The 16,690-nt window shown below is 53.7% G+C and carries 15 protein-coding genes, 1 rRNA gene, 1 pseudogene and 1 riboswitch; all 17 genes and pseudogenes read left to right on the top strand.

Features of this window, described 5'->3' with window-relative positions; translation table 11 throughout:
* Positions 1-93 (top strand): 5S ribosomal RNA (rrf, locus tag IEW70_RS04360); the annotation flags it as partial.
* A 40-nt stretch (positions 94-133) separates the two neighbouring features.
* Positions 134-484: pseudogene (locus IEW70_RS04355) on the top strand (dicarboxylate/amino acid:cation symporter); the annotation flags it as partial.
* Between the two features lie 186 nt (positions 485-670).
* A riboswitch (purine riboswitch) is annotated at positions 671-772 on the top strand.
* A 92-nt stretch (positions 773-864) separates the two neighbouring features.
* Positions 865-1,362 (top strand): 5-(carboxyamino)imidazole ribonucleotide mutase, encoded by a 498-nt coding sequence (purE, locus tag IEW70_RS04350; protein WP_188646678.1) that lies wholly within the window; start codon positions 865-867, stop codon positions 1,360-1,362.
* Positions 1,362-2,582 (top strand): 5-(carboxyamino)imidazole ribonucleotide synthase, encoded by a 1,221-nt coding sequence (gene purK / locus IEW70_RS04345; protein WP_188646677.1) that lies wholly within the window; start codon positions 1,362-1,364, stop codon positions 2,580-2,582. The genes purE and purK overlap by 1 nt, the downstream gene beginning before the upstream one ends.
* Entirely contained in the window at positions 2,557-3,858 is a 1,302-nt protein-coding gene (gene purB, locus IEW70_RS04340; protein WP_188646676.1) for an adenylosuccinate lyase, read from the top strand. Before purK ends, purB begins: the two co-directional genes overlap by 26 nt.
* Before the next feature lie 156 nt (positions 3,859-4,014).
* Positions 4,015-4,734 carry a phosphoribosylaminoimidazolesuccinocarboxamide synthase gene (gene purC / locus IEW70_RS04335; RefSeq protein WP_188646675.1) on the top strand — a complete coding sequence of 240 codons (720 nt, stop codon included), beginning with the start codon at positions 4,015-4,017 and terminating at the stop codon, positions 4,732-4,734.
* Complete coding sequence (gene purS, locus IEW70_RS04330) at positions 4,727-4,978, top strand: phosphoribosylformylglycinamidine synthase subunit PurS (protein ID WP_188646674.1); 252 nt, start codon at positions 4,727-4,729, stop codon at positions 4,976-4,978. The genes purC and purS overlap by 8 nt, the downstream gene beginning before the upstream one ends.
* Positions 4,978-5,661 carry a phosphoribosylformylglycinamidine synthase subunit PurQ gene (gene purQ / locus IEW70_RS04325; RefSeq protein WP_188646673.1) on the top strand — a complete coding sequence of 228 codons (684 nt, stop codon included), beginning with the start codon at positions 4,978-4,980 and terminating at the stop codon, positions 5,659-5,661. The genes purS and purQ overlap by 1 nt, the downstream gene beginning before the upstream one ends.
* Positions 5,651-7,915, top strand: a complete 2,265-nt coding sequence (gene purL / locus IEW70_RS04320) for a phosphoribosylformylglycinamidine synthase subunit PurL (protein ID WP_188646672.1) — start codon at positions 5,651-5,653, stop codon at positions 7,913-7,915. Before purQ ends, purL begins: the two co-directional genes overlap by 11 nt.
* Entirely contained in the window at positions 7,885-9,306 is a 1,422-nt protein-coding gene (gene purF, locus IEW70_RS04315) for an amidophosphoribosyltransferase (protein WP_188646671.1), read from the top strand. Before purL ends, purF begins: the two co-directional genes overlap by 31 nt.
* Entirely contained in the window at positions 9,303-10,334 is a 1,032-nt protein-coding gene (purM, locus tag IEW70_RS04310; protein ID WP_188646670.1) for a phosphoribosylformylglycinamidine cyclo-ligase, read from the top strand. The genes purF and purM overlap by 4 nt, the downstream gene beginning before the upstream one ends.
* Positions 10,331-10,918, top strand: coding sequence for a phosphoribosylglycinamide formyltransferase (gene purN / locus IEW70_RS04305; protein WP_229751812.1), 588 nt, complete (start codon positions 10,331-10,333; stop codon positions 10,916-10,918). Before purM ends, purN begins: the two co-directional genes overlap by 4 nt.
* Positions 10,919-10,972: 54 nt before the next feature.
* The gene (gene purH, locus IEW70_RS04300) at positions 10,973-12,511 is read left to right on the top strand and encodes a bifunctional phosphoribosylaminoimidazolecarboxamide formyltransferase/IMP cyclohydrolase (protein ID WP_188646668.1); all 1,539 of its coding nucleotides are present in this window, start codon (positions 10,973-10,975) and stop codon (positions 12,509-12,511) included.
* A 122-nt stretch (positions 12,512-12,633) separates the two neighbouring features.
* On the top strand, positions 12,634-12,882 hold the full coding sequence (locus tag IEW70_RS04295) for a hypothetical protein (protein WP_188646667.1): 249 nt from the start codon (positions 12,634-12,636) through the stop codon (positions 12,880-12,882).
* A gap of 164 nt (positions 12,883-13,046) precedes the next feature.
* The gene (gene purD / locus IEW70_RS04290) at positions 13,047-14,318 is read left to right on the top strand and encodes a phosphoribosylamine--glycine ligase (RefSeq protein WP_188646666.1); all 1,272 of its coding nucleotides are present in this window, start codon (positions 13,047-13,049) and stop codon (positions 14,316-14,318) included.
* A gap of 611 nt (positions 14,319-14,929) precedes the next feature.
* Complete coding sequence (locus IEW70_RS04285; protein ID WP_268234818.1) at positions 14,930-15,955, top strand: glycosyltransferase family 2 protein; 1,026 nt, start codon at positions 14,930-14,932, stop codon at positions 15,953-15,955.
* Positions 15,912-16,673 carry a CDP-alcohol phosphatidyltransferase family protein gene (locus tag IEW70_RS04280; RefSeq protein WP_188646665.1) on the top strand — a complete coding sequence of 254 codons (762 nt, stop codon included), beginning with the start codon at positions 15,912-15,914 and terminating at the stop codon, positions 16,671-16,673. Before IEW70_RS04285 ends, IEW70_RS04280 begins: the two co-directional genes overlap by 44 nt.
* Positions 16,674-16,690 lie beyond the last annotated feature (17 nt).

Here is a 16,690-nt window from a genome sequence, read left to right as displayed (position 1 = left end):
CCACCCGTTCCCATACCGAACACGGAAGTTAAGCCCTCCAGCGCCGATGGTACTGAGGGGGAGACCCCTTGGGAGAGTAGGACGTTGCCAGGCACAGAGAAAGCAGCTCACTATGAGCTGCTTTTTTCTTTTGCAAGGATTCAAGGTGCCGAAAAGCATCAGCAGCTTTGTCATTCCGTTGGGTACAACGATCAATATGGATGGAACAGCCATTATGCAGGGGGTAGCCGCTGTTTTTATCGCTCAGTTGTACGGCATCGATCTATCGGTTGCAGAACAGTTGACGGCAACATTGGCTTTCATCGGTACTGCTGCCGTTCCTTCCGCAGGAATTGTCATTGGGATCATTCTGGGTGTGGGCCGGTGCTGGATATGAGCCGGACCGCAAATCAACATCACCGGGGACGCTATGACTGCAGTTTGTGTAACCAAGTTGGAAGGATCCGACGTAGAAGGAACCGGCGCAAACATCAAGACCGCTTAATCAATGACCCAAAACCGCTGCTCTTTTCGGGGGGCGGTTTTTTATTGTTCTCTACGAGAAAAACGAACATTTAAAGTGAACATATTGTAAAGTGTTCGTTTTTTGCGTTGACGAAGAAGAAAACCCTTGTTACACTAAAAATGAACCATAGAAGTTGAGGATTTGATCATGTTACGATGGTTAATATCCAGTATATCGATCCTTTCTCATATATGCTCGGGAATATGGCCCGAGTGTCTCTACCCGGAAACCGTAAATTTCCGGACTATGGGAAAGCCAACCCTTTGGGTGAAGTGTGCCCGAATGGGGGGTTTTCCTGTGGAAAACACCTCCGTCGGGCTTTTTATATGATTGCATACTGATGCGGGAGGCTAGCAGAGATGACCCAACCGAAAGTTGGCGTAATCATGGGAAGCACCTCGGATTATCCCACCATGCAAAAAGCGTGTGAAGTATTGGATGAACTGGCAGTTTCTTATGAGACCCGCGTGGTTTCCGCTCATCGTACACCGGATGAGATGTTTCATTATGCAGAAACAGCAGCGGATCGGGGATTGGAAGTGATTATTGCCGGTGCCGGAGGAGCGGCCCATCTGCCCGGAATGGTCGCTGCCAAAACGGTATTGCCTGTGATCGGGGTCCCGGTAAAGTCTTCTTCGCTGAACGGTTTGGATTCGCTGTTATCCATTGTCCAGATGCCCGGCGGTGTTCCCGTCGCCACTGTCTCCATCGGTGAGGCCGGTGCCGTTAACGCAGGGTTGTTGGCAGTGGAAATTCTCGGGGTACAGGATGTACAACTTCGGCAAAGGCTGCAAGCGCGCCGGGATTCGATTCGCCAGAAGGTATTAGAAAACAAGGTTCCGGGTGGGTTATCATAATGGATAGTCAACGAAAAGGTTTCCCAAATGGCGGTGTGTTGCCGGGAAGCACCCTGGGAATCTTGGGCGGCGGTCAGTTGGGCAGGATGATCGCTATTGAAGGGAAGAAGCTGGGCTACCGTATTGTCAGTTTGGATCCAGCGGCGAATTGCCCGGGGTCCCAAGTGTCCGATCATCACATTCGTGCCTCTTATGATGATAGGGAAGCTGCGCGGTTGCTGGCAGAGATGAGCGATGTGATCACGTACGAATTTGAAAATGTCCATGAAGAGACGGTGTCCTTGCTGGAGAGTACGTCCTTTTTGCCCCAGGGAAGCACGTTGTTGAGTATCACCAAACACCGGGTTCGGGAGAAAGAAGCCCTCGTGCGGGCAGGTGTGCCCGTAGCGGAATACCAGGTGGTACAAACTGCGGCCGACTTGGCTCAGGCAGTTGCTCAACTCGGCACTCCCTGCGTGTTGAAAACCGTGACCGGCGGCTATGATGGAAAAGGGCAGCGGTTGATTCAGCACCCGGATGACGCAATCACATGCTGGGAAGCCCTGCACCGGGAAAATGAGCCGTTAATTTTGGAGCAGTGGGTGCCCTTTCAAAAAGAACTTTCTGTGATTGCGGCCCGCAACTCGCAAGGAGAAGTGGTCACCTACCCCGTGGTGGAAAATGTGCATGTACGCCATATTTTGCACCTGACACTGGCCCCCGCACCGGTAGAGGATCGGGTGAAGCGCCAAGCGGAAGCGTTGGCCCGACGGGTTGCGGAACAACTGGAAGTGGTCGGCCTGATCGCAGTGGAGATGTTTATGCTGCCCGACGGGAAACTGTTGGTCAACGAATTGGCACCTCGGCCTCATAACTCCGGTCATTACACATGGGATGCCTGTGTTACTTCTCAGTTTGAGCAACATGTCAGGGCGATATGCGGCTTGCCCTTGGGCTCCCCCCGGCTGATGTCGCCGGCTGTCATGGTCAATGTTTTGGGAGAACATATCCCGGCTTTATTGGCGGGAATGACCCGGATGCCGGCAGATGCAAAAGTGCATCTATACGGGAAAGAGGAAGCTCGGGCCGGTCGGAAAATGGGACATGTCACCATGGTGAGCGACTCTCATTCAGAAGCGTTGCATGCTCTCCTGGAATGGGGAATTTGGGAACCTGCACACTTGGCAAAGAAACTGAAGGAGTTGGAAATGACAGATGATCGAACGGTATACGCGACCTGAAATGGGCCGGATTTGGACAGATGAAAATAAATTTAAAGCCTGGTTGGAAGTGGAAATCCTTGCTTGTGAGGCATGGTCGGAATTGGGGGTTATTCCGAAAGAGGATGTGGCGAAAATCCGCAAAAACGCCCGAATTGATGTGAAGCGGATCCAGGAGATCGAAGAGGACACGCGGCATGATGTGGTGGCTTTTACCCGGGCTGTAGCCGAGACGCTGGGTCCGGAGTCCAAATGGGTGCATTACGGGTTGACGTCCACCGATGTGGTGGATACCGCTTTGTCCTACCTCTTGAAACAGGCCAATGACATCTTGCTTCAGGACGTGGACCGCTTTATTGAGATTCTCAAAGAGAAAGCGCTGGAGCATAAAGATACGGTGATGATGGGCCGGACCCATGGCGTACATGCCGAACCCACCACTTTCGGGCTGAAGATGGCTCTTTGGTATGAGGAAATGAAGCGGAACAAAGAACGGCTGGAACGGGCTGCGCAACGGGTTGCTTACGGGAAAATTTCAGGGGCGGTGGGCACCTATGCCAATATTGATCCGTTTGTAGAGAAGTATGTGTGCGAAAAATTGGGCCTTTCCCCTGCCCCGATATCGACCCAAACCCTGCAGCGGGACCGTCATGCGGAATATATGAGCACCTTGGCGTTGATCGCCACTTCACTGGAAAAGTTTGCGGTGGAAATCCGGGGGCTGCAAAAAAGCGAGACCCGAGAAGTAGAGGAGGCTTTCGGCAAAGGGCAAAAAGGATCTTCCGCCATGCCGCATAAACGGAATCCCGTCGGATCGGAAAACATCACCGGTTTGGCGCGGGTGATCCGTGGTCATATGGTGACTGCTTATGAAAATGTTCCGCTCTGGCATGAACGGGATATCTCGCACTCTTCCGCAGAACGCGTCATCCTGCCAGATGCGACGATCCTGCTCAACTATCTCCTGAATCGGTTTGCCGGGATTGTGAAAAACCTGACGGTGTTCCCGGAAAACATGAAACGGAATATGGAACGTACTTATGGGTTGATTTACTCCCAACGCGTCCTTCTTTCCTTGATCAACAAAGGGTTGAAACGGGAAGAAGCCTATGATCGGGTACAAAAATTGGCCATGCAGGCATGGGAAGAAGGGGTTCAGTTCCGTTCGCTGGTTGAAGGGGATGAAATGATTACGAAGTTTTTGAAGCCGGAAGAAATCACGGATTGTTTTGATTACCGTTACCATCTGAAACATGTGGATGATATCTTCCGTCGTGTCGGCTTGTTGGACAGCTAAGGATTCCATCGTCATAAGCATGTATGGCTGGTTTGAGCTTAGGTGCAGTTTAGCAGCATCGCAACCGGTAAATGGCGTGAGTATCGGCATGGAGACGGGTGGGCATCCAGTTCAAGGGATCCGATGGTGTGAAATAAGTGAATGGAGGCGGAGAACATGAACCGTGGGAACCTGCTGTACGAAGGAAAAGCAAAGCGTGTCTACCAAACCGACCGCGAGGATCAAGTCTGGGTGGAGTACAAAGATGATGCCACTGCCTTTAACGGGGAAAAAAAGGCGGTGATCGACCGCAAAGGGGAATGGAACAACCGGATCAGTGCGGTGTTTTTTCACTACCTGAAGGAGCGCGGGGTTGCTAATCATTTTATCCGGCTGCTGTCGAGCCGGGAACAATTGGTGAAACATGTCTCCATCATCCCCTTGGAAGTGGTGGTGCGCAATCGGGCGGCAGGTACCCTGGTCAAACGCCTTGGTTTGGAGGCGGGTCAGGTTTTTCCGCAACCGGTAGTCGAGTTTTATTACAAGGACGATGCGCTAGGAGATCCCCTCATTAACGAGGATCACATCCGCCTGTTAAATCTGGCGACGCCGGAGCGGGTGGAGGAGATGAAACAGACCGCATTGACCGTCAATCAGCTGTTGACGGAGCTCTTGGAGCAACATCAGATTACTTTGGTCGACTTTAAGCTGGAATTTGGCGTGGATGCATCCGGGCAATTGCTGTTGGCGGACGAAATTTCTCCGGATACTTGCCGCTTTTGGGACAGTCGAACTGGAAAAGTGATGGATAAGGATCGTTTTCGCCGCGACCTGGGCGATGTAGAGGAAGCTTATCAGGAAATCTGGAACCGGTTGGGAGGAGAAGCCCATGTATAAAGCTACCATCGAAGTCCGTCTGAAACCGAGTGTGTTGGACCCGCAAGGAAATGCAGTCAAAGGATCTCTGCACACGTTGGGTTTTGAAGAAGTGGACAGTGTGCGCATCGGAAAAACGTTGGAAGTGTGGCTGAAGGCCGCTGATGAACAGTCGGCGGAGGAGCAGGTGGAAGCCATGTGCAAAAAGCTGTTGGCTAACCCGGTGATTGAACAGTACAGCTTTCGGTTGGAGGAGGGAGCCTAATGCGTTTTGCCGTGCCGGTGTTCCCTGGTTCCAATTGTGATGTGGACTGTATCAAAGCGGTGAAAGAGGTGCTCGGTCAACCGGTAGAAGCCGTATGGCATCAGGAGTCCGATTTGGACCGTTTTGATGCGGTCATCCTTCCCGGCGGCTTTTCCTACGGGGATTATCTTCGAACCGGTGCATTGGCTCGCTTTTCCCCGGTGATGGAGGGAGTGCAGAAAGCGGCTGAACAAGGAAAACTGATACTCGGGATTTGCAATGGTTTTCAAGTTTTGCTAGAAGCCGGCTTGCTGCCCGGAGCGATGCGTCGCAACGACCATTTGCAGTTCCGCTGTTCCATTCAATCGCTGCGGGTGGAAAACAACCGACTTCCCTTCACCCTGGATTATCGTGCCGGAGAAGATATCCGCTTCCCCATCGCGCATGGAGAAGGGAACTACTACTGCGACGAAGAAACTTTGAGCCGCTTGGAGGCAAATGGTCAGATCGTATTTCGCTACACAGGCGAGAACCCCAACGGTTCGGTGGCGGACATCGCGGGTATTTGCAATGAGCGGGGAAATGTACTGGGTCTGATGCCCCATCCGGAACGGGCGGTTTTGGACTGGATGGGATCAGAAGACGGACGCAGGCTGTTTACATCTATGCTGCGCTACTGGGAGGGGAAATCCGATGTTGCCTGAGCAAACCACGACGGTATGGGAGCCTTCACCGGAGAAGATTCAGGCAGAAGGCCTTTATCGGGACATGGGGATGACCGATGAGGAATTTGAACAAGTGATCGGCCACCTCGGCCGTTTGCCGAACTGGACGGAAGTGGGCATCTACAGCGTAATGTGGTCGGAGCATTGCAGTTACAAAAATTCCAAGCCGCTTTTGCGCCGTTTCCCTGTAGAAGGACCGCATGTGCTGCAAGGTCCCGGCGAAGGAGCGGGTGCCCTCGACATCGGCAATAACCAAGCGGTGGTGTTCAAAGTTGAGAGCCACAACCACCCGACTGCTGTGGAGCCGTTTCAAGGGGCAGCGACAGGGGTAGGCGGCATCATCCGCGACGTGTTTTCCATGGGCGCGCGGCCTGTGGCGTTGCTGAACTCGCTGCGCTTCGGCACCTTGGACAGCCCGCGGGTGCGCTATTTGTTTGAGCAGGCTGTGGCGGGAATCGCTCATTATGGCAATGTTGTAGGGATTCCCACTGTCGGCGGCGAGGTAGAGTTTGACCGCCGATATGAAGAGAATCCGTTGGTTAACGCCATGTGTGTCGGGATTGTGGACCATGACAAGCTGCAAAAAGGGGTGGCCTCCGGTATCGGCAACCCGGTGATCTATGTCGGTTCCAGCACCGGCCGGGACGGTATTCACGGTGCCACCTTTGCCTCGGAAGAACTGGGCGAGGACTCGGAAGAAAAACGGCCGGCCGTACAGGCGGGAGATCCCTTTATGGAAAAGCTTCTCCTGGAAGCTTGTCTGGAATTGGTGGAAAAAGGAATTCTGATCGGGATTCAGGATATGGGTGCAGCGGGTTTGACCTGTTCCAGTGCGGAGATGGCAGCCAAGGGCGGCACCGGGATTGAAATGGATCTGGACCAGGTGCCCCAGCGGGAAAAGGGAATGACTCCCTACGAAATCATGTTGTCCGAATCTCAGGAACGGATGCTGCTGGTGGTGGAAGAAGGGCGGCAAGATGAGGTTCGCCAAGTATTGGATAAATGGAACCTCCCTTCGGCAGTAGTCGGCCGGGTGACGGGGGACGGCCGTCTCCGCCTGCGCCACGGCGGTGAGATTGTGGCCGATATCCCGGTGAATACGTTGGTGGATGATGCACCTGTCTACCATCGGGAACAAAGGGAACCCGCCTATTATCGCGAAAATGCATCGGCTCGTCCGGAAGAAGCGCTGGCGGATCAAAATCCGGCTCAGGTGTTACGGAAGGTGTTGGGCTCTCTCAATGTGGCCAGCAAGCGCTGGGTATATCAACAGTACGACCATATGGTACGGACCAACACAGCCGTTCGTCCGGGGTCCGATGCCGCCGTCGTCATGCTGGAGGGCACGGACAAGGCATTGGCCATGTGTACGGACGGCAATGGACGATATGTCTACCTGAATCCGCGGGAAGGCGGAGCGATCGCTGTTGCGGAAGCGGCACGCAATGTCGTCTGTTCCGGAGCACGTCCCCTCGGGATTACCGACTGCCTCAACTTCGGCAACCCGGAGAAGCCGGAAGGGTTCTGGCAGCTGGCTCAGGCGGTGGAAGGCATGAGCGAAGCCTGCCGCTTTTTGGAGACCCCGGTCGTCGGCGGGAATGTCAGCCTGTATAACGAAACCCGCGGCGAGGCGATTCTGCCCACACCTGTGGTGGGAATGGTCGGTTTGATCGAAAGCCGTGAGCATATCACTACCCAGGACTTCCGTCAGGAAGGAGATGTCTTGCTCCTGTTGGGCGAAACGCGGGCCGAGCTGGGAGGAAGCGTGTTGGAACAAGTGGTGACAGGGGAACTGTCCGGTCGTCCTCCCCGTTTGGATTTGGAAAAAGAGAAGAAACTGCAGGAAGCCGTTTTGGCAGCTATCCGGCAAGGAAAGGTACGTTCCGCTCACGATCTCTCTTCCGGCGGCTTGGCTGTCGCTCTAGCGGAGAGCGGATTTGCCAACGGACTGGGTGCAGAGGTCGAACTGGATACGGAGCTGGCACCTGCGCTGTTCCTTTTCAGCGAGAGCCAATCCCGGGTGTTGCTCAGTGTGGATCCGCAACAGGCTGAAGCTGTACAAGAGCTGATCGCTTCCCACGGAATTCCGTGTCGTCCAATCGGGCGTGTGGCAGGTGACCGGCTGCAAATCCAAGTGAACGGTCAACAGGTCATCGATGAAACGGTGGCTGCTCTGAAGGCCATCTGGGAAGGAGCATTACCATGCGCCATGAATCCGTCTTCGACGAACTGAAAGAAGAATGCGGGGTATTCGGGGTGGTCAGCCATCCCGAAGCTGCCCAGCTGACCTACTATGGCCTGCATGCCCTGCAGCATCGGGGGCAGGAGAGTGCCGGCATCGTTACCACAGATGGTTACAGTTTCCGTCATCATCGGCAGATGGGCTTGGTGAATGAGGCATTTAACGGGGAAATCCTGGAGCGCATTGCGGGTCCTACAGCGATCGGCCATGTTCGCTACTCCACGACGGGAGACAGCATGCTCACCAATGCCCAACCGCTGATTTTCCAAAGTGCGGCGATCGGGCAGTTGGCTCTGGCCACCAACGGCAACTTAGTCAATTCTGAGCGTTTGAAGCGGGAATTGGAGATGCAAGGGTCCATCTTTCAGACGACTTCCGACACCGAAGTGATCGCCCATCTGATTGCCAAATCCCGCAAACCCACCTTGGAGGAAAAGGTGAAGGAAGCACTTGCCCAGCTAAAGGGGGCCTATGCGTTGTTGATCCTGACTAATGACGCTCTGTTTGTCGCCCAGGATCCCCACGGGTTGCGCCCCTTGTCGATGGGGTTGTTGGGAGACAGCTATGTTTTTTCTTCGGAAACTTGCGCCTTTGATGTGGTGGGAGCGGAATTTGTGCGCGCGGTGGAGCCCGGGGAGCTGCTGGTATTGGACGGCAAAGGGATGCGCTCCGTACGGTTTGCCGAACCGGCTCGGCGGGCCGTCTGCTCCTTTGAGTACATTTACTTCGCCCGTCCCGATTCGGATATTGACGGGATTAACGTTCACCTGGCCCGCAAACGTCTGGGCAAACAGCTCTTTCAAGAGGCACCGGCGGAAGCCGATGTGGTGACAGGCGTGCCTGATTCCAGCACTTCCGCAGCGATCGGGTTTGCAGAAGCAGCCGGAATTCCCTATGAATTGGGTTTGATTAAGAACCGCTATGTGGGACGGACGTTTATCCAACCCAGCCAATCCTTGCGGGAGCAAGGGGTGAAGATGAAGCTGAGTGCGGTCCGTAAAGTGGTGCAAGGAAAGAGGGTCGTGATGATTGACGACTCCATCGTCCGCGGCACCACCAGCCGCCATATCGTCAATCTGCTCCGGGAGGCGGGTGCGGAGGAAGTTCATGTACGGATCAGCTCGCCGCCGGTGAAGTTCCCCTGCTTTTACGGGATTGATACGGCGGATCGGAAGCAACTGATCGCCGCGGATCATTCGGTGGAAGAAATCCGTGAGATGATCGGAGCAGACAGCTTGGCATTTCTTTCACCAAAAGGAATGATCGAAGCAGTGGGACGTTCGGACTCCCATCCCTTACGCGGACATTGTCTCGCATGTTTTGACGGAAATTATCCGACGGAAACGGAAGCGGAGAGTGTATTGGAGGGGCAGGCACGATGAGTGAAGCATACCGGTCGGCAGGTGTGGATATCGATGCAGGCAATGAAGCGGTTGAGCGGATGAAAGCGCATGTGAAAAGTACGGCTCGTCCGGGAGTGATGGGCGAATTGGGCGGCTTCGGCGGATTGTTTGCCTTGCGGGGATATGAGGAACCGGTGCTGGTTGCATCTACCGACGGCGTGGGCACCAAGTTGAAAGTGGCTTTTACCATGGACCGTCACGACACGATCGGCATCGACTGTGTCGCCATGTGCGTCAACGATATCGTGGTGCAGGGTGCCGAGCCCCTCTTTTTCCTGGATTATCTGGCGACGGGAAAACTCAGCCCGGCGCAGGCGGAAGCGGTGGTCGCCGGAATCGCCCGGGGATGCCGGGATGCGGGTTGCGCGCTCATCGGCGGTGAAACGGCAGAAATGCCGGGGATGTACGTTGCCGGGGAGTATGATGTGGCCGGATTTTGCGTGGGGGCGGCAGAGAGAGCCCGACTTCTGACCGGGGATCGCATCCGTCCAGGAGATGTGATCCTGGGATTGGCTTCCGACGGACTTCACAGCAACGGCTACTCCTTGGCCCGTAAAGTGTTGCTGGAAGGAAAAACAAACCTCCTTGAACAAGTGGTGCCCTGGGGAGGAGAAACGGTAGGAGAAACGCTGCTGCGGCCCACGCGCATTTATGTGAAAACCTTCCTCCGATTGATGGAAACGTTGGATGTGAAAGGCGGCGCTCACATCACCGGCGGGGGTCTCATCGAAAACGTTCCCCGGATGCTGCCCGCAGGATGCGGGGTGGAGATCGATCGAAGGGCCTGGGATGTTCCGCCGTTGTTCCGATGGATTCAAAAGGAGGGCGGCATTTCTGAGGAGGACATGGTTCGTACCTTTAATATGGGGATAGGGATGGTCGTGTTCCTGCCTCGGGAACAGGCGGAGGAAGCACTTGCCGTCGCCCGTGAATGCGGCGAGACCGCTTGGATCATCGGACGGGTGACAGAGAAGGAAGGCTATTGGTCGAAGGGGGACTCGAAGTGAGCATCGCAGTCTTTGCATCGGGGAGCGGCAGCAATTTTGAAGTGCTGGTGGAAAAATCCCGGGAACAAGCTTGGCCTCAGGAGATTGCACTCCTGGTCTGTGACAAGCCGGGAGCAGGTGTGCTGGAGCGGGCGGAACGGCTGGGCGTCCCCGCTTATGTGTTTGCCCCGGCTCAGTATCCAGACAAAGCCGCCTATGAACAAGATGTACTGCAACTATTGCGGAAATACGATGTCGAATGGATTGTATTGGCCGGTTACATGCGGTTGATCGGTCCCACTCTGTTGGAGCAATACCCCTGGCGCATTCTCAATATCCATCCTTCTCTACTTCCTGCTTTCCAAGGGAAGGACGCTATTCAGCGGGCGTTGGAGTACGGGGTGCGCTGGACCGGGGTTACGGTTCACTTTGTGGATGAAGGGATGGACACCGGCCCAATCATCGAACAGAAGCCGGTCTTGGTCGAACCGGGAGACACCCTGGAAAGTTTGCAGAAAAAAGTGCACTTCGTAGAGCATCATATGTACCCGGCGGTGATTCGGAAGCTGTTGACGGGGCAGCTCATTCCCCCGAGGGATCGCTGATGCCGCTTTTTATCGGGTTTTTCTCTCAAGGAAAACAACAAGGAGGAATTGGTTTTGCAACGGATTCGACGGGCATTGATCAGTGTATCGGATAAAACAGGAATTGCAGAAATGGCCAGGGAACTGGCCCGGCGAGAGGTGGAAATCGTCTCGACCGGCGGCACCCGGCGGGTGTTGGAAGAAGCCGGGGTACCGGTGACGGGCATCTCCGACGTGACCGGTTTCCCGGAAATTCTGGATGGGCGGGTAAAAACCCTTCACCCTCGCGTACATGCGGGTCTGTTGGCCGTTCGGGATGAACCCTCCCACGCGGAACAATTGGAAGCCCACGATATTCAACCCTTTGATCTGGTTGTGGTCAACCTGTACCCCTTTGAGCAAACGGTAGCCAAACCGGATGTCTCCTATGCGGAAGCGGTGGAAAACATCGATATCGGCGGGCCGTCCATGGTCCGGGCCGCCGCGAAAAACCACCGTTACGTAACGGTCTTGGTTGATCCGGCGGATTATGAGGAAGTATTGGCTCAGATGGATGAATCCGGCGGTGTCGATGATGCCTTACGGCGTCGGCTGGCGGCCAAAGCATTCCGGCATACGGCGGCCTATGATGCGGCAATTGCCGGCTATCTGACGGGACAAAGCGGGGAAACCTTCCCGGAAAAGCTCACCGTCTCTTTTGATAAGGCACAGGGGCTGCGATACGGAGAAAACCCTCACCAACAAGCCGCTTTTTACCGGGAAAACCGCCCGGCCACAGGAACCGTCGCCTCAGCGGAGCAACTTCACGGAAAAGAACTTTCCTATAATAATATTCAGGATGCCAACGCAGCTCTGGAAATCGTGGCGGAGTTTTCGGAACCGGCGGCAGTGGCTGTCAAGCATATGAATCCCTGCGGCGTGGGCATCGGGGAAAGCGTGTCTGAAGCCTATCAAAAAGCTTTTGAAGCGGATCCGGTGTCCATTTACGGCGGGATTATCGCTGTGAACCGACCGGTGGATGCAAAAACGGCCTTAAAAATGAAAGAAATTTTCCTGGAGATTATTCTCGCGCCGGACTTTGAGCCGAAGGCGTTGGAAGTCTTAAAGGAAAAGAAAAACCTGCGTTTGCTTCGCCTGGGAGAAATCCGGAAGCACGGAGGATGGAAACTGCAGACGATATCCGGCGGCCTGTTGGTTCAGGATGCCGATACCAAACAAGTAACACGGGAAGATTGCGAAGTTGTAACGGATCGGCAGCCCGGAGAAGAAGAGTGGGATCAGCTCCTTTTTGCTTGGAATGTGGTCAAGCATGTGAAGTCCAACGCGATTGTGCTGGCCAAGGATTCCCGGACCGTCGGTGTAGGTGCCGGTCAGATGAACCGGGTCGGTGCAGCCGGGATTGCGATCCGGCAGGCGGGGGAAGAAGCCAAAGGAGCCGTATTGGCTTCCGATGCGTTTTTCCCGATGAAGGATACAGTGGAAGCAGCAGCGGCAGCAGGAATCAAGGCAATTATTCAGCCCGGCGGATCCATCCGGGATCAGGAGTCGATCGAGGAAGCCAACCGTCACGGCATCGCCATGGTATTTACCGGTATACGGCACTTTAAGCATTAAAAAAAGATTACGGGATAGAAGAAGCCTCAGCTGCCTCGGCTATGTCTAAATAGGGCGTTACAGTGACCATTGGCTCCATTTTCGCGTATATATGGAACCAACAAGGCCGAGGAGGGTTTCCTATGTACGTGATTCGTTGGAGTGTGATTTTGGTTCTGTCATCCCTCGCCCTCATGTGGCTGTCTGTGGTGATCGGCTGGTACCAACCGAGTTCCTGGCAGTACAGCATCCGGGTTCTTGGCGGTGTGTATTTCTTCTTGGCGATTGCGGCGAGCGGGGTTATCACACACCAAAGTTACCCGAAAGATTGGGCTTTTATCTTCTTGTCGGTAACGATTACCTTGTTTGGGATCAGCTTGTTTTTTCACTGACATCATTTACCCGGTCCTGCTGATTGGACAACGGCTCGCGAGATGACGGCCCAAGCAACATTGGGCCGATCTCGCCTATCCATTTTCAGGGTACCGGATCACGGAAGTTTTCACACAGGGACAAGCTTTTTTTGGTACCGGCATCAAAATCAGGAGGCGGTAGCATGCGCATTTTGGTGATTGGCAGCGGCGGCAGAGAGCACGCCTTGGTATGGAAACTGAGTCAAAGTCCGAAGGTGTCCAAGCTGTACTGCGCTCCCGGCAATGGCGGGATTGCTGAGCTGGCGGAGTGTGTACCCATTGAAGCCACCGATGTGGACCGGCTGGTTTCATTTGCTCAACAGGAACAGATCGACCTGACCGTCGTAGGACCGGAAGCGTCTTTGATGGCAGGAGTAGCGAATGCCTTTGCCGAACAGGGTCTTCGCATATTCGGGCCGACCCGGGAAGCCGCTCAAATCGAAGGCAGTAAAGGCTTTGCCAAGGACTTGATGAAGCGTTGGGGCATTCCAACCGCGCATGCCGAACAGTTTGCGGAACTGGGACAAGCCTTGGCCTATATCTATGAACAGGGGGCCCCCATTGTTGTCAAAGCGGACGGGTTGGCTGCCGGCAAAGGAGTTACAGTGGCCCGGACAGTGGAGGAAGCGGAAGCAGCATTACGCCGGATCATGGAAGATCGGGCCTTTGCCGAAGCGGGAGACAGCGTAGTCATCGAAGAGTATTTGGAAGGACAGGAACTGTCCCTGATGGCATTTGTGGACGGAGAAACCGTTGTCCCCATGGTTCCGGCTCAAGACCATAAACCGGTGCACGACGGAGACCGCGGACCCAATACCGGGGGAATGGGGGCGTACTCTCCAGTTCCGCAAATATCGGCATCCGTCATTAACCGAGCGATTGAAGAAATTCTAATACCGGCTGCCCATGCCTTAAAACGAGAAGGGCTTCACTATAAAGGGGTGTTGTATGCCGGTCTGATGATCACTGAGGACGGTCCCAAGGTGATTGAGTTTAACGCACGCTTCGGGGATCCGGAAACTCAGGTGGTGCTCCCCCGGTTGAAAAGCGATTTGGTGGAACTGCTGCAGGCGACAACCGACGGAACTCTACATCAGCAACAGGTGGAGTGGACCGAGGAAGCAGCGTTGTGCGTGGTAATGGCTTCGGGGGGATATCCGGGGAAATATGAAAAAGGAAAAGAAATTACCGGCTTGGGATTCACTTCTCACCGTTCGGGAGAAATCGTATTTCATGCGGGAACTCGCCTTGTAGACGGAAAAACCGTAACCGACGGGGGTCGCGTGTTGGCCGTCACCTCATTAGGAAAAAACCTCGCTGCTGCACGGGAAGCGGCTTATCAGGGTGTCCAAGGGATTTCCTTTGAAAAAGCTCATTACCGCCGGGATATCGGGGAAAAGGCACTAAAGGTGTAGAAAGGCTGATTGTGCAGAATGACAAAGTGGGATGCGTCGGGTAGAAGTGTAGCGTCTCTCGTTGAATCTCTTGAAGCGTCTGCGTGAGGAATGGGAGCGACGGGCAAAAGAGTCGAAGCGATCCTCTAGGTTTTCATTCAAATGGGCGGGCCCAACGGCCTGCCCATTTGAATCGTACAAAAATAGAACTTCTTTCTCTTCTATGTAAAAGGTAGCAGTCATTGTTTTAGGTGCTTCAGTGTAATTTGGTCGTAATGAGATATTGAGCTCCCACCATAAACAGAAACAGATGGAATCAAAAGGAAAATGAAACTAATCCAAGGTAGTATTTACCTCAGTTTTGTCCGGACGCGGCCATGTTCTAATCTTTCGCCAAGCCGTGAAATAACGTGATATGATAGAAGCGGCAAGAAAAACATCCACATCTTCCATGATCGAAATCTTTTGGCAGAGGAAAAAGGATGTGGGTTGTACAAATTTAACAAGCAAAGGAGGGCAATTGTCGAATTACCGGGTCCATGGTATGATGTTAGCATGATCTATTGACTGCATTTTTCAATGCAGGGTGGAGAGAGTGATCGACCATCAAACAGAAACTGGTTTTTTCTTTCTTGCTCGTTGTGCGTAATGAAGAAAATCATATAGAGAATCTGCTGGAAGCGATTTTGAATCAAGACTTCCCGCAGTCCAAATACGAAGTGATCGTGGTAGATGGTGAATCCACCGACCGGACGCCCGAGATTGTGCAACAAATTCAAGAGCGTTATCCCGACCGGATTCGCTTTTTGCACAATCCGCGGAAAACCCTGGCTACAGGGTGGAATATCGGGATTCAACATGCGAACGGGGAATATGTCATTCGCGTGGACGGTCATAGCCAGATTCCACAAAATTTCCTGTCCCGCACCTATGAAGTAGCCCAACGGGTACCCGACGCTTCTTGCGTCGGCGGTGTGGTGGAAACCATCGGTACCGGCTTTTGGGGAGAAGTAAATGCTTACGTGTATTCGCATCCTTTCGGTGTAGGGAACTCCAAGTTCCGTACCACCAAACGGGAATGGGAAGGTTTTGTGGACACCGTTCCGTATGCCGCGTACAAACGCCAGGTCTTTGACGAAGTCGGTTATTTCGATGAAAATTTGAAGCGGAACGAAGATCTGGAAATGCATGCCCGGATCAGAAATCAAGGCGGGTCCTTTTTTCTTTCCACCCGAATTCGTTCCACTTACTATGTACGGAATACCTTGCCCGCGTTTCTGAAGAAGTCCTTTGGAGACGGAAAATGGACGATGGTGGCCAGCAAGCGGGGCGTTGGCGTTCTGCGCTGGCGTCATCTGATTCCGTTTATGGTGGTACTCCTGTCTGCCCTGATGACCGTTGGATCTTTTTTCAGCCCCTTGATCGGGACGATGTTTTTGGGACTCATTGGTGCTTATCTTTTGCTGTTAGTCTGTTCGTCTTGGGGTATCACAAAACAAAAAGGGTGGAAGTACTTCTTCCCGTGCATGCTGTCTTTCTTTCTGCTGCACTTCAGCCGCGGATTCGGGTCGGCAGCCAGCTTCTTCAGCAAGCACTACTGGAGGGAAGGAGCATATGAAACCTACGAAAACAAAAATGCGACCAACATTGCCCGTTGATTCCGAACGAATTCTAAAGTACCGGTCCATTTATCAGAAACCGCGGCAGTTGGAAGAGATCTGGTCGTGGTATGTCCTGCGGCGCATCTCTATTTATGTGACCCTGATGCTTCGCAGGATCGGTGTTACCCCGAATGCGGTCAGCTGGATGAGCCTTCTCTTTTTTATGTTGACAGGCTGGCTCATATTGACGGCGGAGCCCTGGGGATTTCTCCTCGCGGTGCTTGCCTACAACCTCGGCTATCTGTGCGACTGCGTCGACGGTGAGCTGGCTCGTATCACGAAAGTGACCAGCCGAAAAGGGGTGTTTTTAGATACCCTGATTCGGGGTATGAGTATCCCGAAGCTGGTTGCTTTCGCATTGGCCTACTATGAATTAAGCGGTATCGGAGAGCTGTCTTTCACCGCTGCCTCGGGCATTTACTTTTCGGTGTTGATAGCTTCTTTCGCTTTGCTCGTACCGCTTTCCTACAATTATATCGATCGGAAAAGCGATGAAAACGATCCCGTCAGCGATATGCGGACATCCTCCAAAGGCTATGAGTGGATCGCGTTTTTCACCGGTATGCCCGGCTTTTTTGCGTGTTTGCCTTTGTGCGTGCTGATGGATGCTGTGACGGGCTGGTCCGTAACAGCAGGATTTATTTTCCTGTTTTTAGTCTTCTGGACCGTAAAAACCCTGGTACGGTTGTATCTTACCACAGCCAAATTAAATTAGATGACATCGGGATTAAA

It is taken from the genome of Marinithermofilum abyssi (genome assembly GCF_014641195.1).
Taxonomy (GTDB): Bacteria; Bacillota; Bacilli; order Thermoactinomycetales; family DSM-45169; genus Marinithermofilum; species Marinithermofilum abyssi.
Note: the sequence above shows the minus strand (reverse complement) of the source record. Positions and strands in the feature narration are given on the sequence as shown.